This window comes from Rhodopirellula sp. UH5 (assembly GCF_056839225.1).
Genome location: NZ_CM166390.1, coordinates 5,690,606 through 5,713,677 on the forward strand (window position 1 = coordinate 5,690,606; position 23,072 = coordinate 5,713,677).

General features: G+C 52.0%; 17 protein-coding genes. 16 read left to right on the top strand and 1 reads right to left on the bottom strand.

Annotated features, from left to right (window positions below):
- Positions 1 to 197: 197 nt before the first annotated feature.
- From rfbH to UH5x_RS20210, 15 genes are all read left to right on the top strand, one after another.
- Positions 198 to 1,724, top strand: a complete 1,527-nt coding sequence (gene rfbH, locus UH5x_RS20140; protein ID WP_482633472.1) for a lipopolysaccharide biosynthesis protein RfbH — start codon at positions 198 to 200, stop codon at positions 1,722 to 1,724.
- The gene (locus UH5x_RS20145; RefSeq protein ID WP_482633473.1) at positions 1,721 to 2,263 is read left to right on the top strand and encodes a dTDP-4-dehydrorhamnose 3,5-epimerase family protein; all 543 of its coding nucleotides are present in this window, start codon (positions 1,721 to 1,723) and stop codon (positions 2,261 to 2,263) included. The genes rfbH and UH5x_RS20145 overlap by 4 nt, the downstream gene beginning before the upstream one ends.
- 401 nt (positions 2,264 to 2,664) lie before the next feature.
- Positions 2,665 to 3,522: an NAD-dependent epimerase/dehydratase family protein gene (locus tag UH5x_RS20150; RefSeq protein ID WP_482633474.1), complete on the top strand. Its 858-nt coding sequence runs from the start codon at positions 2,665 to 2,667 to the stop codon at positions 3,520 to 3,522.
- A 104-nt stretch (positions 3,523 to 3,626) separates the two neighbouring features.
- Positions 3,627 to 5,168 carry a lipopolysaccharide biosynthesis protein gene (locus UH5x_RS20155; RefSeq protein ID WP_482633475.1) on the top strand — a complete coding sequence of 514 codons (1,542 nt, stop codon included), beginning with the start codon at positions 3,627 to 3,629 and terminating at the stop codon, positions 5,166 to 5,168.
- A gap of 11 nt (positions 5,169 to 5,179) precedes the next feature.
- Positions 5,180 to 6,157 (top strand): glycosyltransferase family 2 protein, encoded by a 978-nt coding sequence (locus UH5x_RS20160; RefSeq protein WP_482633476.1) that lies wholly within the window; start codon positions 5,180 to 5,182, stop codon positions 6,155 to 6,157.
- Between the two features lie 84 nt (positions 6,158 to 6,241).
- Positions 6,242 to 7,366: a glycosyltransferase family 4 protein gene (locus UH5x_RS20165; RefSeq protein ID WP_482633477.1), complete on the top strand. Its 1,125-nt coding sequence runs from the start codon at positions 6,242 to 6,244 to the stop codon at positions 7,364 to 7,366.
- A 757-nt stretch (positions 7,367 to 8,123) separates the two neighbouring features.
- Positions 8,124 to 9,191 carry a hypothetical protein gene (locus tag UH5x_RS20170; RefSeq protein WP_482633478.1) on the top strand — a complete coding sequence of 356 codons (1,068 nt, stop codon included), beginning with the start codon at positions 8,124 to 8,126 and terminating at the stop codon, positions 9,189 to 9,191.
- A 480-nt stretch (positions 9,192 to 9,671) separates the two neighbouring features.
- Positions 9,672 to 10,244: a glycosyltransferase family protein gene (locus tag UH5x_RS20175; protein ID WP_482636034.1), complete on the top strand. Its 573-nt coding sequence runs from the start codon at positions 9,672 to 9,674 to the stop codon at positions 10,242 to 10,244.
- 604 nt (positions 10,245 to 10,848) lie between these two features.
- Positions 10,849 to 11,445 carry a glycosyltransferase gene (locus tag UH5x_RS20180; RefSeq protein WP_482633479.1) on the top strand — a complete coding sequence of 199 codons (597 nt, stop codon included), beginning with the start codon at positions 10,849 to 10,851 and terminating at the stop codon, positions 11,443 to 11,445.
- Positions 11,446 to 11,542: 97 nt separating this feature from the next.
- Positions 11,543 to 12,652, top strand: coding sequence for a glycosyltransferase (locus UH5x_RS20185; RefSeq protein ID WP_482636035.1), 1,110 nt, complete (start codon positions 11,543 to 11,545; stop codon positions 12,650 to 12,652).
- A 126-nt stretch (positions 12,653 to 12,778) separates the two neighbouring features.
- Entirely contained in the window at positions 12,779 to 13,726 is a 948-nt protein-coding gene (locus UH5x_RS20190; RefSeq protein WP_482636036.1) for an acyltransferase family protein, read from the top strand.
- A 178-nt stretch (positions 13,727 to 13,904) separates the two neighbouring features.
- Positions 13,905 to 15,110 carry a glycosyltransferase gene (locus UH5x_RS20195; protein ID WP_482633480.1) on the top strand — a complete coding sequence of 402 codons (1,206 nt, stop codon included), beginning with the start codon at positions 13,905 to 13,907 and terminating at the stop codon, positions 15,108 to 15,110.
- A 1,822-nt stretch (positions 15,111 to 16,932) separates the two neighbouring features.
- Positions 16,933 to 18,318, top strand: coding sequence for a GMC family oxidoreductase (locus tag UH5x_RS20200; RefSeq protein ID WP_482633481.1), 1,386 nt, complete (start codon positions 16,933 to 16,935; stop codon positions 18,316 to 18,318).
- Positions 18,305 to 19,165: an aldo/keto reductase gene (locus tag UH5x_RS20205; RefSeq protein WP_482633482.1), complete on the top strand. Its 861-nt coding sequence runs from the start codon at positions 18,305 to 18,307 to the stop codon at positions 19,163 to 19,165. Before UH5x_RS20200 ends, UH5x_RS20205 begins: the two co-directional genes overlap by 14 nt.
- Entirely contained in the window at positions 19,158 to 20,099 is a 942-nt protein-coding gene (locus UH5x_RS20210; RefSeq protein ID WP_482633483.1) for a glycosyltransferase family 2 protein, read from the top strand. Before UH5x_RS20205 ends, UH5x_RS20210 begins: the two co-directional genes overlap by 8 nt.
- 185 nt (positions 20,100 to 20,284) lie before the next feature.
- On the opposite strand, the gene UH5x_RS20215 is transcribed toward UH5x_RS20210, so the two are convergent.
- The gene (locus tag UH5x_RS20215; protein ID WP_482633484.1) at positions 20,285 to 21,514 is read right to left on the bottom strand and encodes an ISL3 family transposase; all 1,230 of its coding nucleotides are present in this window, start codon (positions 21,512 to 21,514) and stop codon (positions 20,285 to 20,287) included.
- A 576-nt stretch (positions 21,515 to 22,090) separates the two neighbouring features.
- On the opposite strand from UH5x_RS20215, the gene UH5x_RS20220 reads away from it, so the two are divergent.
- Positions 22,091 to 23,047: a GDP-L-fucose synthase family protein gene (locus tag UH5x_RS20220; protein WP_482633485.1), complete on the top strand. Its 957-nt coding sequence runs from the start codon at positions 22,091 to 22,093 to the stop codon at positions 23,045 to 23,047.
- Positions 23,048 to 23,072 lie beyond the last annotated feature (25 nt).

Below are 23,072 nucleotides of genomic sequence, written 5' to 3' on the forward strand. Positions count from 1 at the left end.
GCCGAAAGACTCCTGCCGACCTGCTTAGTGGTCTGTCAAAGTTAAAAGTTAGGGTTGTTCGTAGTGGACGAGGCGACGAGTCCTTGGTTTTGACGCCAGTTCAGGACTCGTCGCCTCGTCCACTACCCTAAAAATAAGTCGTGGCAGACCACTGGCCTGTCTGACTAATTCGCCACCCCATCACGAACATTGCCAACATGAATCCAAACGCAGCGCTGACAACTGAAGAAATCCGTGAGCAGATCCTGAATTTGACACGGGAATATTCGCGGCGAACTCACGGTCAAAATCGCCCAGCCTACGATGCCAGCGCCCCCAAGTTCGTCCCGGGCGAAACAAGCATTCCCTATGCCGGGCGAGTTTTCACTGAAGACGAAGTCGAAGCCGGCGTCGGTTCGATGCTCGATTTTTGGCTGACGCTTGGGAAGGAAGGAGAGAAGTTTGAAAACTCCCTTGCCGATTTCCTTGGCGTCCGTCGATCTTTGTTGGTGAATTCAGGGTCCAGCGCAAACTTGGTCGCTCTCTCGGCTCTCACCAGCCACAAGCTTCCAGCTGAAAAACGGATTTGCCCTGGGGATGAGATCATCACCGTGGCGGCGGGCTTTCCAACGACGGTCGCGCCCATCATTCAGTGTGGGGCCACCGCCGTTTTCATCGATGCAGACCCCGTCACGGGAAACGCCAAATGCGAGCAACTCGAAGACGCCTACGTTCCCGGGAAAACCAAGGCGGTGATGATGGCTCACGCGCTTGGGAATCCATTTGACCTCAGCACCACACTGCAATTCTGCCGCGATCACGACCTGTGGTTGATCGAAGACAACTGCGACGCACTGGGGTGCAGTTACACGCTCAGTGCTGAGTCGTCGCTACTGTCGCAGTATGAAAAGGCGGAACGAAATGAAGACGGATCACTCACCAAGTACACCGGACGTTTTGGTGATCTCTCAACACAAAGTTTCTATCCACCTCACCACCTGACTCTCGGGGAAGGCGGTGCCGTCAACATTGTTGGCCAAGCCGCGCTGAAGGTGCTGGTGGAGAGTTTTCGAGATTGGGGGCGCGATTGCTGGTGCCCATCGGGCAAAGACAACACTTGCAACAAGCGGTTCGGTTGGCAATTGGGCGAACTGCCTGAAGGCTACGATCACAAGTACATCTACAGCCATCTGGGCTACAACTTAAAGCCGCTCGATCCGCAAGCGGCGATCGGTAGTGAGCAGTTGAAGAAACTGCCCGAGTTCATTGAAGCCCGAAAGCGGAATTGGCAAACGTTGCGGTCTGGTTTGGCGGGGCTGGAGGAGTACATTGAGTTTTCGCTGCCGACCCATGCCACAGGATGGAATTCGGACGGCAGCTTCAGTTGGGACAGCACGGGGAATCGGACGGATTGTTCATGGTTCGGGTTCAAGATGTCGGTTCGCGAAAACGCCCCGTTCACTCGCACCGATCTGGCTCGTTTCTTGGACGAGAAGAAGATTGGGAATCGGATGTTGTTCGGCGGCAATCTGCTCCGTCAACCGGCGTTCGTTCAGCTCCGGAAAGACAACCCTGCGGCAGTCAGAGTGGTTGGCGAAATGAGTGGAGCGGACGAGATCATGAATCAAACCGTGTTCACCGGAACGTACCCGGGGTTAACCGAAGAAATGCTTGGTTACATCGTGGATTCAATCATCGAGTTTGCGAACAAAGTCACCACGGATTCAGCGGTCGCAAGCACATGAGTGGAAAATGGCAACCACAAAAGTTTACTGGCGTCTATCTGCTGGATCCGTTTCACGCCAGCGACCCGCGGGGCGAGTTTGTGAAGACATTTCACATCGGCCAAGTCGCGGACGCTGGTTTGAAATTTGAGCTTCGCGAAGAGTTCTACTCCGTTTCACATGCCAATGTGATTCGTGGCATGCATTTCCAAGCACCACCGCATGCCCATCAAAAGATTGTCTACTGCATCAGCGGATCGATTGTCGATGTGCTTGTGGATCTAAGGAAGAGCGAGCCAACCTACGGGGAAGCGATCAGTTTCAAGCTGTCGGCAGCGAATCGGCAGGTGCTTTGGGTGCCAACGGGAATTGCTCACGGATTCAAGAGTTTGGAAGATAATACCTGTGTTGTTTATAAGACCGATCATGAGTATGCACCTAAATCGGATGCAGGCATTCGCTTTGACAGCATCGGATTTGACTGGCGAACGGAAGACGCAATCGTTTCTGATCGTGACCGAGCATTCGCAACATTGAAAGAATACAATTCACCGTTCTAGGTCTGCCGTGGCTCGCAATTGCCTATTTTGGCGTTGAGCAGATCGGCAGGGATGATCGGGCATCATCATGTGAGCCGTTTGGGCGTTAGTCTCGGTTGTACGTGGGAGCAACGACGCTTACTGAAACAGTCCAAATGCCGAAAGACTCCTGCCGACCTGCTTAGCCCCTGCTCCCAGGCCGGTTTGCAAGAAATCAGTCGCCACGCGATAGCGTCTGGTTCCTATCAATTCCCCATCGGGACACGTGAGCGAGTTGGACTTAGATTGGTGGCAATTAGCGAAGGTCAGTGTTTCGTGCTTCTCACTCTGGGGAATACTCATTCTCCACTCACCAAACACTGACTTTCAGTAAGCTGCGTCAAGAAAACAAGCCAAGCATCGTTTTCCAGTTAACACGAACAATGAAACTATTTGTCACCGGCGCGACCGGATTCATCGGTTCTCACTTCGTCAACCAAGCTCACGAGGCTGGGCATGACGTGATAGCGTTACGAAGGCTTCCTACTTCCAAGCCACGAATCACGCTTGCTAAGCAGCCCACGTGGATCGACTCGGCATTGGACGAGGTGCCAAAATCCGCGCTCAGCGGGTGCGATGCCATTGTCCACTTAGCGGCCCACACGGCGAACGTCCCCTATGACACACTAGAGAATTGTATCAGGTGGAATGTAATGGCCCCATTAAAGCTGTTCCGAACCGCGATTTCGGTTGGGATCGAACGTTTTGTCGTAGCTGGTAGTTGCTTTGAGTACGGCCGATCAGGTGAACGCTATGAGTTCATTCCGCCCGACGCTCCACTCGAGCCCACACACAGTTATCCGGCGTCGAAGGCAGCTGCGTCGATCGCATTCAGTCAGTTAGCGATGGAGGAAAACTTGCGTCTGTCGATTCACCGGATTTTCCAGGTCTTTGGAGAAGGAGAGGCTGAATCACGTTTTTGGCCATCGCTAAAACGAGCAGCGGAAAGAGGGGAAGACTTCCCCATGACGTCAGGCGAACAGATTCGCGATTTTATCAACGTCACCGAAGTCGCTGAAAAGTTTGTAGATAGCGTTGTTCGAGACGACGTTTTATCAGGTGAGCCAAATGTAGAAAATGTTGGAAGCGGCAGCCCGTGTCGCTTACGTAGCTTTGCTGAGGAGTGGTGGGGGAGGTTTGAGGCGCAAGGTGAGCTGATGGTTGGTGCACTGCCATCGCGTTACAACGAGGTGATGCGATATGTACCCCTCCTCCCAGGACGTGAGGAGGGAAATCGTTGAAACGCACGCAACGAAGTTTTAATGGAATTTGTCCGTTCTAAGTTGTGTTCGCCAAAAAACAGCAAACTTCCCAAGAGAATGCTAGTGGCCAGAGGTCAGTCAAAATGAAAGGATCTACCTCATCGAGGCTATTCAGGGGAACAGTTGTGAACTGGGTAAGGCTGGCCGTTGGGGTAGCTGCTCAGGTCTTGGTGACACCCGCGTACCTGTCATATTGGAGTGTGGAAAGTTACGGGCTATGGATTGCAATCGTAGCGGCGGTTGGTTTGCTGCAAATTCCAGGGCAATGCTATCAAGACTATGTTGGTTATGAGCTTCTGCAGACGGTTAGTACGGCTCCAAGACGGTTTGCATCGCAGTTGCGTTCAGGCGTGCGAGTTGGCACGCTCTGTTCGCTACTTGAGGTGTCGATTGCAATGGCAATTGCAGTTGGCGTCTATTCGTCAGAGTATGCGATTGGAAATAAGGCAAGTGATAGAACTGAATCCCTCGTTGCCTTTCTTGTGTTGGCATTGGGAAGTGGGCTCATCAGGAATTGGGCGGGCATTTGGGTGCGCGGAGCATATGCAACGGGGAACTTCGCCCGTGCAACCTCATGGGGAATCGTTGATACCTTGGCAAGGGCATGTGCCCCGCTGATGGTTCTGCCTTTTGGTGCAAATATTGTCGTCGTTGCCTACGCAGTCGCTGCGTCGGAATTCCTCTTGACACTAGTGACCATTTTCGATCTGCGGCGTCAAACCCTCTGCCGAATGAAAACGCGTAGTGAAGTAAGCTGGAAACTCGGGCTTGCGATGTTGAGGCGTTCGCAAGTTCTTTCGTTCAAATCAGGTGTTGACATGATGCGTCAGCAGGGTGTTCGTTTGATGATAGCCCCAGTTGTAGGGCCAGCAGAATTGACTGCTTTTGCAACGGTGAGAACGGTAGCAAATACTGCCCATCAAGGGCTTGGTACTATCACTAGTCCAATGATGCCAGAGCTTATGCGGTTTGTAAGTCTCAGAGACCAGGCGAGGACCAACGCCGCATTCGCTACAGTCTGGGTTTTCGTGGTCGGATTGATGGCGCCTGGCTTGGTGCTGATGCAAGCAGCAGTAGAGCCGCTTTTTACAGTGTGGACGCGGGGGAAAGTGCCGTTCAGTCCTGCGCTATTCGCACTGCTTTCAGTTCCGGTGCTAATTTATGCGTCAGTGCAGCCTGCAACGGCATTAATAAAAGGGAATAATCTCACGAAGGCTCAGACAATAATTTCAGCGATTTCTGGTGGGGCTGTACTAATCGGATCTTTTATCTCGATTCCAACTATGGGGACAATGGGTGTTGGGGGGGCACTTCTGTTCGGCAGTCTCGTCGATGCCGTTCTCACTCAATACGCCGCAAGAAATTGGATGGAAAACAATCGAATGAAGTGGCCGTGCTCGCAGTGGTGGTGTGTTATCGCGTCAGTGGCAATTGTAATTGTATCAGATGGTCTCATTGTTCTCTTTCACGAAGATCGGTTTCTGATCTGCTTCGCGGCATTGATGCTCTTGGGTCTGAATCTAGGGTTGTTTGTTCGTGGGCTACCACCTTTTGTTGCAGAAGGCGTTAAGTCTTCATTCTTAAGGTTGGCTGTCAGTCGGCGGGGCCTTTCTCGTTTCTGGTAAGCAAAGACGGTATGGACAGTAAACCAAAAATATCAATAGTGACCCCTGTATGGAACGGGATGCCCTTTTTGAAGGAGTGTGTGGAGTCGGTTGTTTCCCAGGGGTTTGCGGATTGGGAAATGCTTATAAGCGACAATGGATCCACTGATGCGACCCGGGAATACCTGGCAACTCTGGGAGATAAGCGGATAAGAGTATTTTTGCAAGAAAGAAACTTAGGGATATTTGGAAACCTCAACTTTCTTTTTGACCAGGCTCGAGGCCATGTTTGCCAGATACTCTGTGCTGACGATTACTTCTCAAGTGCGAGTTCGGTTGAACTGCTAGTTAACTATTGGGGGAAACAGCCGGAGTCGGTGCAGGTTACCAAGGCAAATCATCTCGGGCGTGGAGTAGACGCCAGCACTAACTGCTTCTTGAAAGAAGGTCCTTCGATCATATCCGCAGAAACAAGCGACGTAATGTTTCTTCTTTTTGGTTGTATTCCGGGGAACTTGTCCAATGTTTCCTTGAGGACGCCACTCGTAAATAATGCTGGTGGCTTTCGTGAGGACTTGCCGTTTGCAGGTGACTTCGAGTTTTGGAGTCGGGTGTCCAGGAAGTTCGGGCTGGCATTGCTTGATGAGAAAGTTTCAGTGATTCGTCGTCATCCAGGTGTTGCCTCAAGCTATCTGAACGTGCGAGGGGAGCTCTATGGTCAGGTCTTTAAGGTTCTCGATGTGCTGTATGCTAATTGCGTCGATGGTAACCCCTCAATGGCTAATAGGCTTCGGCTGGCCGCTTGTGTGACATACGATTCTCAGTATCGTTGGTCGTGTTTGCGAGCTGGAGTTGGGGATTGGGGGAGTTTGCTCTCAAAGCTTGACGGTGTTCATGACTTGTCAAAAGTACGTGTGCCGCGTCCGCTTCGGTGGATTGTGTTTTTGATGTCTCTCGGCGGACGCTTTGGCCGTGTTTGGATCGCGAAGTGGGTGTTAAGGAATTGCTAGGTTGGAAAAGGTTACGGCTGAACAGATTGATCCGCACGGGATTCGGATTTCCTCGTTCGGAAACAAGAGAAGGTTAAAGTGGTGATGAATCCAGTATTTTTAGGTGTGAATGGAAAGTTTCATGCTTTTAGCTTGGCTCGTGAGTACGAGAAGGCAGGGAGGCTCGGGGGGGTTCTTGCGGCCCACCGTGTGCTTGCTTGTCCGGATGGTATTCAGAGAGGTCATTTTGATAATCTGTTTGGGCTCCATTATTGGCAGTATGCAGGAAATCGGTTTCCAAGACTTGTTCCGTATTCAGATTTTTCGAGATCGGAGATTTTCGATAAATGGCTTCGAAGGAAATTGGAAGGGGTGCCGTTTGGGGTGTTTCATGGATGGAATGGGAATGTTCTGCATACTTTGCGATCGCTGGATCCTTCTTGTTGGGTAAGATGTGTTGAAAGAAGTTGCCCCCACAATCAGTTTCAATGGGATTTGCTCGTTGAGGAAGCTGCATTTCTTGGTGTTCCCTTCAGGGCGGATGAGCGAAAGCGGGATAAAGGAATTGAAGAATTTACGGAATGTGAGACTATTATTGCTCCGTCTACCTACTCGGCGGCTTCCTACGCTGGAACTGGACTCGAGCGGAAGGTAAAAGTAAATCCTCTTGGCGGTAACTTTTTTCCTAGGGAGAAAATACGCGAGAGAGGACCAATGAAGGTGCTTTTGGTTGGGAATGACTTTCTCCGTAAAGGGACTCATTATTTGGTAGAGGCGTTCGAGAAAGTTAGGGACCCTAAGGCAGAATTGTGGATTAGGGGGGGGGTCCCACCGGAGTATATTTCAAGAATCAAAGATCCTCGTGTCCAGGTGATTCCACCGGTTGCCATCGAGCGACTCCATGATTTGTACATGCAGGCCACTGTGTTCGTGCTCCCCTCGATCGACGAAGGTTTTGGGATGGTTGCGCTTGAGGCGATTGCCTTCGGGTTGCCGGTGATCTACACGGACCATTGCGGGGTCGGGGACATCCTCGGCAATGATGTCGGTATTCGTGTTCCAATTCGAGATTCAAACGCAATTCTTGAAGCTCTCGGCCGGGTTGAGGCGTTTGCGGATGACTGGTATGCGGTATTTGACTGCGCGAGAACGAAGGTTCTGCATGATGCAACGTGGGCGGCAACCGCGTCTAGGATGCTTGGGGATGTCTATTCGGTGCCAATGGCGTGATGGCCGTGCTCGGAAGATTTCTCGGGTGCTCTTGAGGCACGGCATTGAGATGCCAGTCCAATGGTAGCGGTAGCATGCTTGTATTTAGGTCAAGTCAGGATGCCGTATTGGAAGCAGGTGTCGTCAGCGGATGTGTTCTGTGCACAAGGGTTTAGGTTTCTGTCGGGGCACATTCTTGGGGTTTAGGCGTTATGGGTCACAGTGGACAGAGGCGTTGTTCTTGCGGAGGTGGGGAACGCTCGCTCCGCTTGCTAAGAGGGTGGGTCGTGTGGTCAGGCGGAGTTGCGGTGCTTGTCCAGTTGTGTTTCTTTGCATCCTTGGATAATTTGTTGTGTTCGCTGCTGGCATATGTTGGGTGTCTTGCTTTTGTTGGCGTGCTTAGTTACAGAAACATAGCGAGCAACACGCTGTCGACAGTTGTCGTTTCTGGGATGGGTGCTACCTACTTTTACTTTCCACTGCTCTTGAAGTCTTTGATGATGTTGCCAATCATCGATACTTTGAGGGGGCCGTTGACTGTGTTCGTGTCTGCATTGGCGGTTTTAGTTGTTCTCAGGCTTACGCATCGATTTTACACCGCCAGTGCATTGTTTTCGGCGGCGCGGCATCGCGTGCAGTATGCTGTTCTGAAGCCGCTTCACTTCTTTGTGCCCCCGAGTTCGATGCAGCTTTGGTCGATGGGGCTCGTGGGGATGTTTGCCACGTACCTCATGCGTAGCAGTGAAGGGGGGGGGGGGCTCATAAGCTTGTGTTCGCGATGTCGTTTTTGAGTTTTGCGCCATTCGTCGTGCTTGTCTATCCGATGGTTTCTTCCGGCAAGGAATTTGTTGGTAGTATCAAGTTACCTCTTGTTTTGTACAGTTGTGGTTTGTTTGTTCTTGCGATGTCGTTTGGGAATAGATCGTATTCGGTGATGGGCCTTGCGAATATCGTCTTGGCGTATTTTGTAGGGGTCTGCCTCGGGGTCTTTAGTTTTCCCGTTCTGCAGTTGCCTGCTCTTGCGGGCGTCCTTCTGGCTGTGTTTTTGGTCTGCTTCCCGATCTCGTATGCGTTTAAGGCGGCGCAGGTTGCGACTGAACGAGATCCCACGGTAACGTTGAGCACGCGTTTCGAGAATTTCTTGCGTGTTGTTCAGGACCCCGCAATAGTGAAGGAGTATGAGCAGGATCTAATGCGAGAGAGAGTGCGTCTGGATGGCCTGTCGTATGAACGATGGGACGAGTCTTATTTCGAAAGTGAATTTGTTAACCGGGTCGTGAATCTTAAGTATGATGACAATTTGTTGTGCTGCGTGAGTGGCTATGATGTAGATACGTTGGTCATGCTCAGAACGGTTAGTGAAAACAGGGTGCTGAGTATGCTTCCGTCGCCGGTGCTTAGGCTGGTTGGTGTAACGTTTGATAAAAACGAGGTTATGAGGAGTTCGATGGGAGACTATATTTGGGAGCGGCGCACAGGACATCCGAACGACTTACGTGCTTTACGAACTGGAAGTCTCTATGCCGATGCCTACTTGTACTTGGGTTGGTTTTTTCCCTTGCTAATTGGCGTCCTGGCTATCCCTGTTTTTTTTCTTTTGGATTGTCAGGTTTTGCCTCGTAGTCAAAGTGGTGCTGAAGTTCAGTTCTCGGCACTTTGTGTTTTGACGCTCATGTCAACTTTTGTTGCGTTTGGGTCCGCGTCGGGGATCGAGAGTGTCGGGGCAATGGTTGGGTTTTTCTCGCGTACCATTCTTCAGAACGCAGTGATCTACTTGGGTGTTTTTTACGTAACATCTCCGTTGCGTCGCCTGGTTTCTGGTGCTCTAGGTGGTTTGGGTGGGTGAAAACGGCGAATGAATATTCTTTATTTTGGTTCCAGGTCTCAGGATTCCACTGCCCTGCACCGTGCTGATGCGTTGTCGAGGATTGGGCACACGGTCCTTCATTATGACCCTTATGAGCTTGTCGGTCGCCTCGCAACTAACCGTGTTTCGAATAAATTTCATTATCGCACGGGATATCGGTTTCTTAGCGGGGCGGTAGAGCGGTGGGTCCATGGTGTTGTAGCCGAGTTGTCTGGCAGGGTTGATTGCTGCTGGGTTAATAGTGGCGAGCATTTTTCAGTGGATTGTGTTAGTGCCCTTCGGGCCTTGGGAGGGCCGGTTGTTCTGTATAATAATGACGATCCAACAGGGACTCGTGACAAAGGGCTTTGGCGGTCGCTCTTGAAGGCTCTGCCTGGATATGATTTATGCGTTACCAGGCGACAGCCAACTGAAGTTGAAATGCAGCGTCTCGGCGCACGGCGGACTATGCGAGTTTGGATGAGTTATGATGAGTTGCGGCACTGTCCGCCTACGCCGGGCGCGGAAATTCCAAGCGGTTTTCTGTCAGACGTGGGTTTTGTGGGGGCATGGATCCCTGGTGAGGATCGACACTGTATTCTCAGGAAGCTTCATGATGCAGGGTTAGATGTAAGTATTCGGGGAAGCCATTGGCATAAGTGTCCGGACAAAAGCCTGCTTTCTCAGTGCTGGAGGAGCGAAGCGGTGACGGGTGCTGAGTATGTGAACTCAATAGTTGGGGCGAAGATCTCGCTTGGGTTGCTTTCGCATGGGAATCGGGATAGTCACACGCGGAGGTCTGTTGAGGTGCCTTATTGTGGGGGGGTTCTGTGTGCTGAGCGGACTGATGAGCATCTGGAGCTATTCGAAGAAGGCAAAGAGGCAGTGTTCTGGGGGAGTGAGTCGGAGTGTTTGGATCAGTGTTTCTATTTGCTTGAGAATGATTCGCTGCGAAAGGCAATTCGCAAGATGGGTATGTTGAAGGTACGTCGCCTTGAGTTAGGCAACGAAGATGTTTGTCGCCAAATTTTGGAAGCCGCGTTTGATGTCTAGTAGTCGATTCTGCTCCGGAGGTCACGTCTCCAGAAAACCTAGAGTCGCGTGGCTACTGACTCACCGCATTCAATACTTTGTTAATTTGATTGATGCTCTGCATCAGCGTGGGAACGTTGAGGTGGCCCTGTTCATGGGGTGTGCCCCGGGGTTGATTGACGACCAGGAGTTCGGGCAGTTGATTGCTTGGGATAATCGTCGTGAAACCTCGTTTCACGAGGTATACCTGCGTCCCGCAGAGAGCAAGCAGCGTAGAGGGTTTCTGAAGAGTTATTCTGCGGGGCTATCTTCTGAGTTAAGGGAGTGGAGACCGGATTATTTGTATGTTAATGGTTACACTGATGCGATTGCCTGGGGTGGGGCGGCGTGGGCTCGACGCAATTGTGTGCCGTTCGCTCTGCGCTGTGATGGAGATACGCTCGCCAAGAAGAGTCTCTTGAGGTCGGCTATTCGGAAAAGAATCGCGAGTGTTATGACGCGAGGTGCTCATGGGGTCACCTATCAAGGCTTGGAAAACAGGAGATTTTGGGAGCAGAATGGAGCGTCCGAGGGGCAGTTGAGGTGGGTTCCATGCGTGCCTGACTCGGAGGTGTACAGGAAGCCTGTGTTTTCTTCGTCGGTTGGCCGGTCAGATTTCAGGGCGTCTCTTGGTGTAGCTGAAGAGGATGTTGTTGCAGTTGTAAGTGGAAAGCTCGTTGAGCGGAAACGCCCGTTTGATGCGATTGAGGTCCTCGCGAAGCTCAAGCGTCGGAATTTGGTGTTGTGGTTTCTTGGGTCTGGACACCTAGAGTTGTCGCTTAAGCAGCGTGCAGAGGATTTAGGGGTGAGCGACAGGGTTTGTTTTTTGGGCTTCCGCAATCAGCGAGAGATCCCGCAGCTCCTTCAGAGCGCAGATATTTTTCTTCACCCCTCCTCTCTCGATCCTTGGCCGTATTCAATCTTGGAAGCCGCCATTTCTGGATTGGCATTGGTTCTTTCCGATCGAACGGGCTCTCACCCAGACTGGATGGCTTCGCCATCTGCCGGGAGTATTTTTCGTGTTGGAGATATAGACGATATGGCGCTTTCAGTATCTCGATTGATCGATGATCCGGTGCTCTTGAGGGCGTGCAGTTGCAACGCTCGGAAACGGGCGGCTGGGTACACTGAATCTGTCTTTTGCGACATATTTGAAAGTATGGTTTTCGATGGAACAAGATAGCCGCGTAGCATCTGGGCTGAAAATTGTGATTTTCTGCCATCCGTCATTTGAGGTGCATCAGAGCATGCCGCGGTATGCTCGCTTGCTCGAGCAGGGTATGGTCGCCCGCGGCCATTGCGTGCGGGTCCGTTCGCCATCGGCGCTCTTTTGGCTGGTCTCGAGGGCGGGGTTTCTCCGGAAGTGGCTAGGTTACATAGATAAGTTTGTCGTGTTTCCTTTTACGGTGCGGCGCTGGGTTAAGGGGTTACCCGCTGATACACTTTTTGTTTTTGCTGACCAAGCGCTTGGCCCGTGGGTGCCGTTGGTTGCGGATCGGCCTCATGTTGTTCACTGTCATGATTTTCTAGCTCAACGATCTGCTATGAGGGAGTTTCCGGAGAATCCGGTGTCGATGTCAGGTCGGTTTTACCAGGCTTACATTCGACGAGGTTACTGCAAGGGACGCAACTTTATCTCCGTATCTGAAAGTACACGCCGGGACCTCCATCGTTTTTTGGGGAATGCTCCTTGTGTGTCAGCGGTGGTAAACAATGCTCTGAATCAGGCCTTTTCCCCAGTAAGCAGTCGCGTGAAATCTCTCGAGTCGCTTTCGAGAAAACTTGGGCTGCGTATCTCCGATGGCTTCGTGCTCCACGTGGGCGGGAATGCATGGTATAAAAATCGCCAAGGGGTTGCTGAAATCTATGACTGCTGGCGTGGGAGGCCTGGGGGGGAGGCGATTCCGCTTCTTATGGTTGGAGAGTCGCCAAGCTCTGGTCTTCGGTCGTTTTGTGCGTGCCTGGACTTTGGCAAGGACATTCACTTTGTCGAAAATGTGAATGATGAAACCCTTCGCCATCTCTATCAGGCTGCGACAGTCTTGTTGTATCCGTCGCTTGAAGAGGGGTTTGGCTGGCCGATAGCGGAGGCAATGGCTGCGGGTTGTCCAGTTATAACGACGGATAAAGAGCCTATGACGGAAGTTGGGGGAGATGTTGCGTTTTATATTCCTCGGCGTCCGGTAGGAGATAGTAAGGATGCGTTGGGTAGATGGAAGGAGGCGGGTGCAGATATGCTCGAACGAGTAGCCACAGTCAGTCCATCGCAGCGTGAGGAGCTGGTAGTTCATATGGCTGAATCCGTAAAGAGATTTGATTCAGGGTGTGTTTTGGATCAAATTGAAAGAGTCTATTTAGGTGTCGCGCGAAGGTGCGATCACGCTCTATAGAGCGTGTTTTGTGTGGGGTTAAGGTGTGGGGGTAGCGTGGGAAAATTGCAGCGTGGGTCAGGTGCTTCGCTGTCGCACAAGCGTAATCTTGCGCTGGATTTTGCGAGGACAGTCGCGGCTTGGGGGGTGGTCTCGCTCCATGTTCCTGGGGGGACATATGCGTGTACGGCGATGAATCAAATTTTCTGGCCGACTTGCGTTCCCTTCTTTTATGTAGCTGGTCTCGTCTTTTTTACAAGATCAATCAGGGTTGATCGGCCTCAGGTTACAATTGAAAAGCAGTTGAGGAGACTCATTCTGCCGTACATTGCGTGGTCGATAGTCTATATGTCGCTTCAGGTAGCGAAGGATTGGGTTGTTGGAGACGTTGAGGGGCGAGATTGGGTTGGCGCTGTCTTCTACGGCCTCTCTGCAGTGCACATGTACTTCCTGCCCACATTGATAGCAATGCAAAGTCTGTTGTTGTCATGGGCTGTTGCTTCTAGGGCCAGGGGGTGGAGACGGACGCTTGGCTTTTCAGGGCTTGCTGTGGTTGTAGCGTACTTTCTTTATGGAGGCGCGGAAAATTACTTTGGCCCTGAAGGAAGTGGTCACTTTGTTTCAGTGGCCATCTACATCGTTTCCGCAAAGGTGATAGGTGAATTTATGCGGCGGAGTACGATCAGCGAGCGAATTGGCGTGTTAGGGCTAGCTCTTTGGGTTGGGGTAGTGTTGCTGAGCCTTGCCGGGATGAGGATGGAGTTTTGTGGGTCCCCACTTATACTCCCGGTGGGTGGTGTTGGTTTCTTTTTGTTTGTAAGCTCAGATCTGTGTTCGGCAAGAAAAGTTAGACCATCTTGGCTTCTTAATCAGTCTTATGGGGTGTATCTTGTGCATATACTGTTTCTGGAGTCTATGGACCTTGTTTTTGAACGCTTTTTAGACATTGACGTTTCTTATGGAATTGCAGCGAAGGTTTTTGTAACAAGTGTTGTTTTCGCCCTGTCGCAGGCGCTAACCTTGGTCCTTCAACGGCGTGAGTTAGCCGCAGTATTGTTGCTGGGAGAGAATCGAAAGCAGACTTCTCAAGGATGAGGAAGTCTTGTCCTTCGAGGCTTTTCGTTCAACCGTCGGTTGTGCTGTGATCAGACGCCGTGTGCTGAGGCTGCTAGCGGTTTCTTCCGGAGTTGTAGTGTTTTGCCGCGTGGTTCCCGGTAGTCTTTGCCGCCTTTAGTTTTTTAGTGCGTTCGGACAAGATATGGATAATAGACGGTTGAGTATTCTGCATTGTACATCCAGTATGGATCCAAGACGCGGCGGTGTTTCACAGGCGATAAAGTCAATGGTTCTTCCCTTGAGTCGGCTTGGGCACCGCAATGCTATCGTCTCTATGGATCATGAGGCCGCGAACTTTGCTGGTCTGGGTAGCGCTGATGTTCGGTATGTTGGTAAAGGGCTGGGCCCGTGGAAATTTTCCAGGGCGATGAGTGCTTGGCTTAGGCAGAATGTGACGGTTTATGATGCAGTGATCGTCCATGGGTTATGGCAGTATCATAGCTACGCAGTCACTGATGTGATTGGGGGGCTTAGCGGAGACGGGTGTGAGGAAGTGCCGAGGGTCTTTGTTATGCCCCATGGAATGCTAGATCCCTGGTTTCAGCGTGATCCTTCGCGCCGTTTGAAGGCTTTCCGAAATGCGATATTTTGGAAGGCTGTCGAGCATAAGGTCGTTTCGCAAGCGGATGGAATGTTGTTTACATGCCAGCGGGAACTCGAGCTTGCACGGGAGACATTCCGGTCTTACCGTCCGAAATCCGAGCACAATGTAGGGATTGGAGTTCAGGCTCCACCAGCTTTTTGTGACGCGATGGCAAGGGCTTTTCAGCAAGCTTGTCCAGGTTTGTCGGGCCGGCGTTACTTCCTGTTTCTCGGTCGTATACAACCTAAGAAGGGGGTCGACTTGCTGATTCGGGCGTACGCTGGGCTTGCATTGGAGCCTGGTTTTGAGGGGTGTCTTCCTCCGTTAGTGATCGCTGGGCCGGTTGATTCGAACTATGCGCGCAAGATGCGTGTGTTGGCAAAGCACCTTGCGGGTTCTCGTGTATTCTTTCCAGGTATGCTCCAGGGTGATGCAAAATGGGGGGCATTCTACGGATGTGACGCATTCGTTTTGCCCAGTCATCAAGAGAATTTTGGGATCGCGGTAGCTGAGTCGCTGGCCTGCGGAAAACCGGTGCTGATTTCGGATCAGGTGAACATTTATAAGGAGATCGAGCGTTCAGGTGCAGCTATCGTGAATGCGGACACCCTGGAAGGCGTTGTTAATCTTTTGAAGACCTGGGTTACGATGCCGAGCCGAACTAAAGACCGAATGATTGCGGCAACAGATTGCTACCGAGAGCTGTTTTCTCCTGAAGTTTGCGCGGTGAAACTCTTGAATACTGTATCTATGGAGAAGGCTAATGTTGGAGAGGCATAGTAACTCAAATGTTTCGGGGATCCCCATTCATTTAAAGGCGAAGGAATGGTTCGATCATTTTCGAATGCGTCTTCGAGGGCGAGGCCAGGTTGCAAACCAAGTGGATTGGCTTCGGCAAGAGATTTCAGAGTATCATGATGTCTTCAGGCTGCACACATCAAGGGATTTGAGGGATGTGAGGATATTTGAAGTCGGCTACGGAGCGCGGCCACTGCGTTTGATGTGGTTGCTGGCGTCGGGGTATGATGCATGGGGGATCGATCTCGATCGCCCTGTTCTGAATGGATCGCTAACTGAGTATGTGCAAGTGCTTAAAAGCAATGGTTGGGAGCGAGCTGTCAAGTCTGCTGTGCGATACTGTGCATTTGACCGGAAAGAGTGGGGGGAGCTGTTTAGGCATGTCGACGCGGTTTCAGGTCAGGTAGGAGCAATAGATGCGTCGCGTTTCCTTGTAGGAGATGCAAGTAGTGCCGATTTTAGTTCGGTTTCACCCGCTGGTTTTGATTTTATATATTGCGAAGATGTTTTGGAGCATATTCCTCGCGATGGTTTGGTTCCTCTCGTTTCTGGGATTGCAAGATGCTTGGCGAATGATGGATGCGCGATATTGCGGCCGCATGTGTTCACAAGCATCGGCGGGGGCCACTTGACGGAGTGGTACCCGCATGAGACCGAAAGCAGGGATAGCGTGTCGGCGTGTCGCAGTGAGCCATGGGAGCACTTGCGAAAAAAACGTTATCGAGCCAATACATTCTTGAATGAGGTTCGCTTGGACGAATATCGGAGCATAATTTCTCAGTGTCTCCGCATCGTTGACGAGGTGCATCATGATCCCTTGTTGGCGAAACCGTTCCTCACGAAGGAAGTGAGATCGGAGCTAAAGGGGTATTCAAACGAGGAGTTGATGGTTAATACCGTTCGTTTTGTCTGTAGGTCAAAGTAGATCACTAATGTCTTTTTTGAGCTCTCACAATTCCAGTAGCGCGGATGCACTCAAACGGCCTGTCTTTCCCTTGGTTGACAGGGTTCGCCGGCTGGTCTGGCGACTAATGTACCAGATGTTGTTTCGGCCGACTCCTGTGCCGATGCATCGCTGGCGATCCAGGTTGCTGTGTTGGTTCGGTGCTGATATTGGTGCTGAGAATTTCATATATCCGAGCGCGACAATTTGGGCACCCTGGCTCTTGAAAACAGAAGCGGTGGTGACGATAGGACCAGGTGTCGAGGTTTACAACCCAGGCGGTGTCGAACTTGGGCACCACACAATTGTTTCTCAAGGTGCGTATCTGTGCGGTGCAACTCATGACTACAACGATCCAGACTTTACCTACATTTCTCGTCCGATCACGACAGAGCCTTATGCTTGGATCTGCGCTCGTTCGATTGTGTTGCCAGGTGTGCGGTGCGGAGAGGGGTCGGTTTTGGGCGCTGGCTCGGTTGTCTCCAAAGACCTCACGCCGTGGACTGTCTACGCTGGTAATCCGGCAGCTGAAGTCAAGAAGCGGAAATCGTTTTCTACCGAGTCACCGGAGACCGGCAAGCAGTGCTAACGTGTTTTGAAGCTGTCAATAGCAGGGACTTTGATGTTTGCGTGATAGGTGCCGGTCCGGCCGGTATTACCACTGCACTCGAGCTTTGCCGCTCCGATACCAAGCTAAACGTTCTGTTGATTGACTACGGCCCTGCTAAAGGATCTGCCGATTCGAAGAATAGGTTAGACCAGTCAATTCAAGTTGACAATTTGGTTAATCACCACCCGCCGGTGGAGTGCACGAACAAGGGGGTGGGGGGGTCGACGGCAACTTGGGGTGGGCGATGTGTGATGTACGACGAAGTCGATTTCGTTCCTCGAGAGGCTATAGGGGACAACTGTACTTGGGACCTTGGTGTTCTCGCAGCGCTGCAAGGTTATATCCCGAGAACTCAAGAGTACTTTGAGTGCGGAACTGGAGCGTTTGCACTTGATGACCCGTCGACGCGGATCGCAGACGGCTTTCAGTCGGAGAAGTTGACCGACACCGTGGTCGAACGTTGGAGCATGCCGACAAGGTTTGGTGATCGGTATCGTGATGAATTGCTTGAGCTTGCCAATCTACATTTGCTCTGCAATGTTGAAGCGCGGCACTTTGTATCGGCAAAGCAAAGCGAGTCGCTTCACGCTCTCGTTGTCCGGCCTAGAGGCGGAAGCGATATAGCAACAGTCAATGCGAGATGCTTTGTCGTCGCCGGTGGCGCGCAAGAAACGACTCGCCTCCTGCTTCGCAGTCCGAAACTTTTTGATGCCGTCGGGGGGCCGCCGAAGTCGCTAGGTAAGTTTTACCAAGGGCATGTTTCCGGTAAAATTGCAACAGTCAAGTTTCGTGGTGATCCAAAGAAAACCGAGTATGGTTTTTCACGCGAGTTTGATGGTACATATGTCCGACGCCGTTTCCAGTTTACGACGGAAGTGCTGCTGCAAGAGAACTTGTTGAATACGGCGTTCTGGCTTGATAACCCGCTCTATCATGACCCAAGTCATCGCAGCGGACCGATGTCGTTTATGTACTTGGCAATGATCTCGCCCGTGCTAGGGAAGCGTCTTGCGCCGCCGGCCGTTGCGCATTCGATTACGAAAGGGAGGGTGACTAAGATTGGTTCTCATTTGAGGAATGTTGTCTTTGGTCTTCCCAAGTCGCTGACGGTCCCGGCAGTGACGTTTTGGAAGCGCTATTGTTTCAATCGAAAGTTGCCAGGCGTTTTTTTATATAGCCCTTCAAATGAATACGCTCTACACTTCCATGCTGAACAGGTTCCGTCCAGTGGAAACCGGATGGAGCTTGCCGACGATGGTGAAACCCTTGTCATTCACTATGGGCTGACCGACGTTGACATCCAATCCGTGATCAGGTCGCACGAGATTTTTGATCGTGAACTCCAACGCTGCGGTGGTGGCGAGTTGCGGTATTGGTACAAGCCTGAGGAGCTGCCCGTGCGAATAAGGTCAATGTCTCGAGACGGCATTCACCAGAATGGTACTACGCGAATCGGCAGTTCCCCTGATGAGGGCGTTGTGGATCGCAATTTAAAGGTTTTCGGAAGTGACAATGTCTTTGTTTGCAGTTCTTCGGTGTTTCCTACTTCTGGACAGGCGAACCCGACCTTTTTGACGGGGGTGTTTGCGGTACGTTTGGCCCACTACTTGGAGGAGCATATTGTTGCGTCAAGTTGAGCTTGTTCCTGGAATTCGTTCTTCAGCTCTAGGGTTTGGTTGCGCGCCGGTTCTTGGGGCTGTTGACGCAAGAACGGCAGCGCGTGCGATTAATAAGGCTCTGGATTGTGGTGTGAACCATTTCGACTTGGCCCGCTCGTACGGATATGGTGAAGCGGAAGCGTTCGTTGGTCGACATTTGCAGGCAAAACGAGATTCGGTAAGGATCGCGACTAAGTTTGGCATCGAAGCGAACTGGAAAGCATCTTTGTTGCGCCCATTGAAGCCGCTTGCGCGTAGATTGCGGAAGACGAAAGCAGCGAATACCTCCAGCAGAACACCAGCACGCGTGGTCGCTGATCGTTTTCACAATCGGATCCCTATCACGGCCCGAGCAATGAGACGAAGCCTAGAAAAGAGTTTGCGAGCTCTTCGTACGGACTATGTCGACTATCTATTTATTCACGAGCCTTTGGAAGCAATTGCAGAATTGGAAGCGATTTCCTTAACTGCGAGGCAGCTCAAGCAGGAAGGGAAGATTCGCTGTTTTGGCCTCGCGGCACCATCGATACTCGATCAAACGCATGGTCAGTACCTGGAAGAGTTTGACATATTGCAGTTTGCGTGCCCGGTTGTGAAGACTGACTATTCGAAAACAGCGTCACTGCGCGAATCGCAATCGAATATCATTTTCTCGCCTCTCCGAGGTTTGATTGATAGTAAGCCGAACGAACGCTTTCAGCAGTTGCAGAGTGATTTCGTACGGTCGGTCATTCTCTGTTCGATGTTCAACCCGGTGCATATTCACGAAAACGCTTCTTTATTTTGCAATGAACCGCTAGGGCGAAACTTTGAAATCAATGAATGAGACATCGACGTCCTGTAGTATTGCTGTGGTTATTCTAACTCGAAACGAAGAGCTGCATCTGGAGAGATCGCTCAAGTCTTTAGCGTCTATCGCACGACAGGTTTTCGTAGTCGATTCGTTCTCGACTGACACGACTGTTGAAATTGCTGAAAAGCATGGCGCCATCGTGCTGCAAAACAAGTTTGTTAACTATGCGAAACAATTTCAGTGGGCTCTGGATAATGCACCGATCACGTCTGATTGGGTGATGCGACTTGATGCTGATGAGATCATCGAAGCTGATTTGCAAAGTGAGATCCGCGAAAAGCTTCCAAAACTTCCGAGTGATGTAGCCGGAGTCAATCTCAAGCGAAAGCATATTTTTATGGATCGTTGGGTGCGTCATGGTGGACGCTATCCCTTGGTGCTGCTGCGAATCTGGCGACATGCTCAGGGGCGCATCGAAGATCGCTGGATGGACGAACACATGGTGGTTTGGGGTGGCCGGACTGTCACATTCGACGGTGGCTTTGCTGATCACAACTTGAAGGACTTGTCCTTCTTCACTGATAAACACAACTGGTATGCCACGCGGGAAGCGGTTGATGTTTTGAACCAGCGCCTGGACTTGTTTCCGCGTGACGAGGGCGTGACAACGGATAACTCTTCGTTCCAGGCATCGTTCAAGCGGTTCATCAAAGAGAAGGTTTACAACCGGATTCCGTTCACGGTGAGTTCCCTGGGGTATTTCTTGTATCGCTACCTCTTCCAGCTGGGGTTCCTGGACGGACGCTCGGGACTGGTTTACCACTTCCTGCAAGGCTATTGGTATCGCTTCCTGGTCGGTGCGAAGATCATGGAGCTCGAAAAAGCGATCGCTCACCTGGATGACAAAGATGAGATTCGGAAAGAGCTTGCCCGGCTGACCGGATTGGACCTGAAGGTCAAGGGATGACCTGGATCACTCCGTTGGAAAGCTGCTTGCTCGCGCGTCAGGGGTGATTTCTTTGAACCACGAAAGACACGAAGTACACGAAAGGTTGCGTTCGTTTCTTGGTTTGTGGTGTGCTTGGTTATGGGGCCAATCTGTTTGCATGCGGCACCTGAATCACGGTGGCTGTTTTTTCGGTCCATCCGGGATTATCGTGGGTAGAGATCCAAGCCGCCACAGTAAAAGAAGATGGCTGTTTTGAAGTTTTCAACGTTTCGGAATCCACCGACTCGTCTTTTGATGGACATGATTTTGCTGTTCATGCCTTCGGCGACCGCATTGGTAATGCCATACGTGCAGTAGCTCACAACATTCCCAAGGCGATCCTTGATTGTGCGTGCGACAGCTTTCATTGGCTCCAGCTTCGTGTGAATAACTCGCTTGTACCAATCCTGGAAATAGGCCGTTGCTGAAGCGGCATCGTCGTGATTCCAAAGATCACGCAGCATCTCCTTGTACGCCCATGCCCTGCCGGTCTCAAGTTGATTGGTATAGACCTCATCGAATCTTGAACGTTGATTCTCCGTGAGGTTCTCCTGGCTTTTGAGCCAGAGATAGCGTGAATGAGTGAGGCGATCGTCCCCTTCGCTTTGAAGCTGCTTGTGTTCACGTCGCCTCACTTTGTCGACCGCCTTCGTCGCTAGCTGCATTACATGGAAACGGTCATGCACAATCTTCTGCTCGGCCAGTGGGATCGACTGCTTTGCCGCCTTGACATAGGCCGCACTCATGTCCATCGCAATCGCCTCGACAGAATCCAATTGTTGTTTCGAAAGCTCGGAAAAACAGGCGTTTCCTGCCTGCGTGTCGTTGCCTGCACTGATTGCCTCGACGGTGCTATTGTCCAAGTCGTAGAGCATCGTGATATAGCTGTGGCCTTTCTTGAACGCCTTCTCGTCGATCCCGATTCGTGGCAGCATTCTAATCAGCTTCCGATTCTTTCCGCGGCGCACAGCTCGGGCAATGATATTCCAAGTTTGATCCCACTTCGTATCGAGAACGCCCATCGCTCCCTTGACGGTCTGTGTCGCCATCAAGACATCGATGGCGAATCGCTCAAACATAATTGTGAATCGGCTGCTCTTCTCAGCCCAAGGGACATTCACAGTCTTGACCCCGTGAGTCGGACATTTCACACGCGGTGTCCGAGCAATCAAGATCGTTTTGAACTGACACGAATCGAGGTGTCTCCAGCGTCGTGGCTCCGAATGATCGTGGCATGGCAATTCGGTCTGGCATTCAGGACAACAGAACTTGGTGCCCCGAGGATGTTCCACCTTCACTCGTATCTCTGCTGCGTCTTTATCGAGCTCGACCTCATCGACCGACCAGGGCGAATGAAGTCCAAGGATTTGTTGATAAAGTTCTTTGTCTTGCATTGTGATTCTCCAGGGCCGAGAATCTTACCAAATCCACGATAATCCCGGATGGACCGTTTTTTCGTGTCGTTCGTGTGTTTCGTGGTGGGTCATACGCGATCGGAAGGGACGCCTTGCTGACACGGCGGGGTGTGGTGAGGGTGGTCCCTCGCTCACGCGTCGGGTTGGGATGAGGTGATTCTTGAACCACGAAAGACACGAAGTGCACGAAAGGGTGCGCTCGGTTGTTGCTTGTGGTTGTGCTGGTCGTGGTGTTCCAATCTGTTGGCACGCGGCACCTGAATCACTGTGGCTGTTTTTTCGTGTCGTTCGTGTGTTTCGTGGTTGGGCATGCGCGATCGAAAGGGGTGCCTTGCTGACGCGGCTGCGTGGAGGTGAGGGTGGTCCCTCGCTCACGCGTCGGGTTGGGATGAGGGGCGGTCTCTTGCTGACGCGGCGGGGTGTGTGGTCCGAATTCTTGACGAATCCGGCTACGGGGGCGCTTGTGTGGTCCGAATTCTTGGCGAATCCGGCTGCGGGGGCGCTCGTTTTGGGTGATCTTCCTCTCTGACTTTTTTTCACTGACTTGATGGATCCATGATTCGACCTTCACAACAAAGAATTTTCATCGCTGGCCACCGCGGGATGGTGGGCTCGGCGTTGCTCCGACTGCTCGGCGAACGGGACGACGTGGAATGCGTCGTCCGTGATCGCAGTGAACTGGATCTGGTCGACCAAGCGGCCGTCCAGGACTTCTTTCAAGCGGAGTCCTTGGATGCGGTGATCTTTGCGGCGGCGAAGGTCGGTGGCATCCACGCCAACAGCACCTACCCAGCGGACTTTGCCTATCAGAACGTGATGATGGCGAGCAACGCGATCCACGGCGCTTACCTGGCGGGCGTGCCTCGGTTCCTGTTCCTGGGCAGCACCTGCATCTACCCTCGCATGGCCCCGCAGCCGATCCCGGAATCGAGCTTGCTGACCAGTCCCCTGGAACAAACCAATGAGGCTTACGCGCTGGCCAAGATCATGGGGCTGAAACTGTGCCAGTACTACCGCCAACAGCACGGCGTGATGTACCACAGCGCGATGCCGACGAACTTGTACGGCCCCGGTGACAACTACCACCCGGAAAACTCGCACGTGATCCCGGGGCTGATCCATCGCTTCCATCAGGCCAAGCAAGCCAATGCTGAATCGGTGACGGTGTGGGGAACCGGGGACCCGCGACGGGAATTCTTGCACGTCGATGACCTGGCCGCGGCGCTGGTGCACCTGGTCGGTTTGGCTGATCCTCCGGACTGGGTGAACGTGGGCACCGGGGAAGACATTCGCATCGGCGACTTGGCAAAACTGGTCGCGGAAGTCGTGGGGTATTCCGGCGAGATCGTGCAAGACACGAGCAAGCCCGATGGGACGCCACTGAAACGAACGGACATCTCCCGGATCGCGGAAACCGGTTGGCAGCCGACGATTGATTTGAAGGAGGGCTTGGTGGAGACCTACCAAGATTTCCTCGGGGCACTCGATGACCAAGTGCTTCGCACGGTTTGATTGCGGGACCGCCCGTAGCTGGATT

What these genes read in the sequence shown, in the direction of transcription:
- UH5x_RS20215 (WP_482633484.1), bottom strand. Translation starts at nt 21,514, where the DNA reads ATGCAAGACAAAGAACTTTATCAACAAATCCTTGGACTTCATTCGCCC.
- UH5x_RS20170 (WP_482633478.1), top strand. Translation starts at nt 8,124, where the DNA reads ATGTCGTTTTTGAGTTTTGCGCCATTCGTCGTGCTTGTCTATCCGATG.
- rfbH (WP_482633472.1), top strand. Translation starts at nt 198, where the DNA reads ATGAATCCAAACGCAGCGCTGACAACTGAAGAAATCCGTGAGCAGATC.
- UH5x_RS20155 (WP_482633475.1), top strand. Translation starts at nt 3,627, where the DNA reads ATGAAAGGATCTACCTCATCGAGGCTATTCAGGGGAACAGTTGTGAAC.
- UH5x_RS20210 (WP_482633483.1), top strand. Translation starts at nt 19,158, where the DNA reads ATGAATGAGACATCGACGTCCTGTAGTATTGCTGTGGTTATTCTAACT.
- UH5x_RS20200 (WP_482633481.1), top strand. Translation starts at nt 16,933, where the DNA reads ATGTACGACGAAGTCGATTTCGTTCCTCGAGAGGCTATAGGGGACAAC.
- UH5x_RS20165 (WP_482633477.1), top strand. Translation starts at nt 6,242, where the DNA reads ATGAATCCAGTATTTTTAGGTGTGAATGGAAAGTTTCATGCTTTTAGC.
- UH5x_RS20145 (WP_482633473.1), top strand. Translation starts at nt 1,721, where the DNA reads ATGAGTGGAAAATGGCAACCACAAAAGTTTACTGGCGTCTATCTGCTG.
- UH5x_RS20160 (WP_482633476.1), top strand. Translation starts at nt 5,180, where the DNA reads ATGGACAGTAAACCAAAAATATCAATAGTGACCCCTGTATGGAACGGG.
- UH5x_RS20150 (WP_482633474.1), top strand. Translation starts at nt 2,665, where the DNA reads ATGAAACTATTTGTCACCGGCGCGACCGGATTCATCGGTTCTCACTTC.
- UH5x_RS20220 (WP_482633485.1), top strand. Translation starts at nt 22,091, where the DNA reads ATGATTCGACCTTCACAACAAAGAATTTTCATCGCTGGCCACCGCGGG.
- UH5x_RS20185 (WP_482636035.1), top strand. Translation starts at nt 11,543, where the DNA reads ATGGTCGCCCGCGGCCATTGCGTGCGGGTCCGTTCGCCATCGGCGCTC.
- UH5x_RS20175 (WP_482636034.1), top strand. Translation starts at nt 9,672, where the DNA reads ATGAGTTATGATGAGTTGCGGCACTGTCCGCCTACGCCGGGCGCGGAA.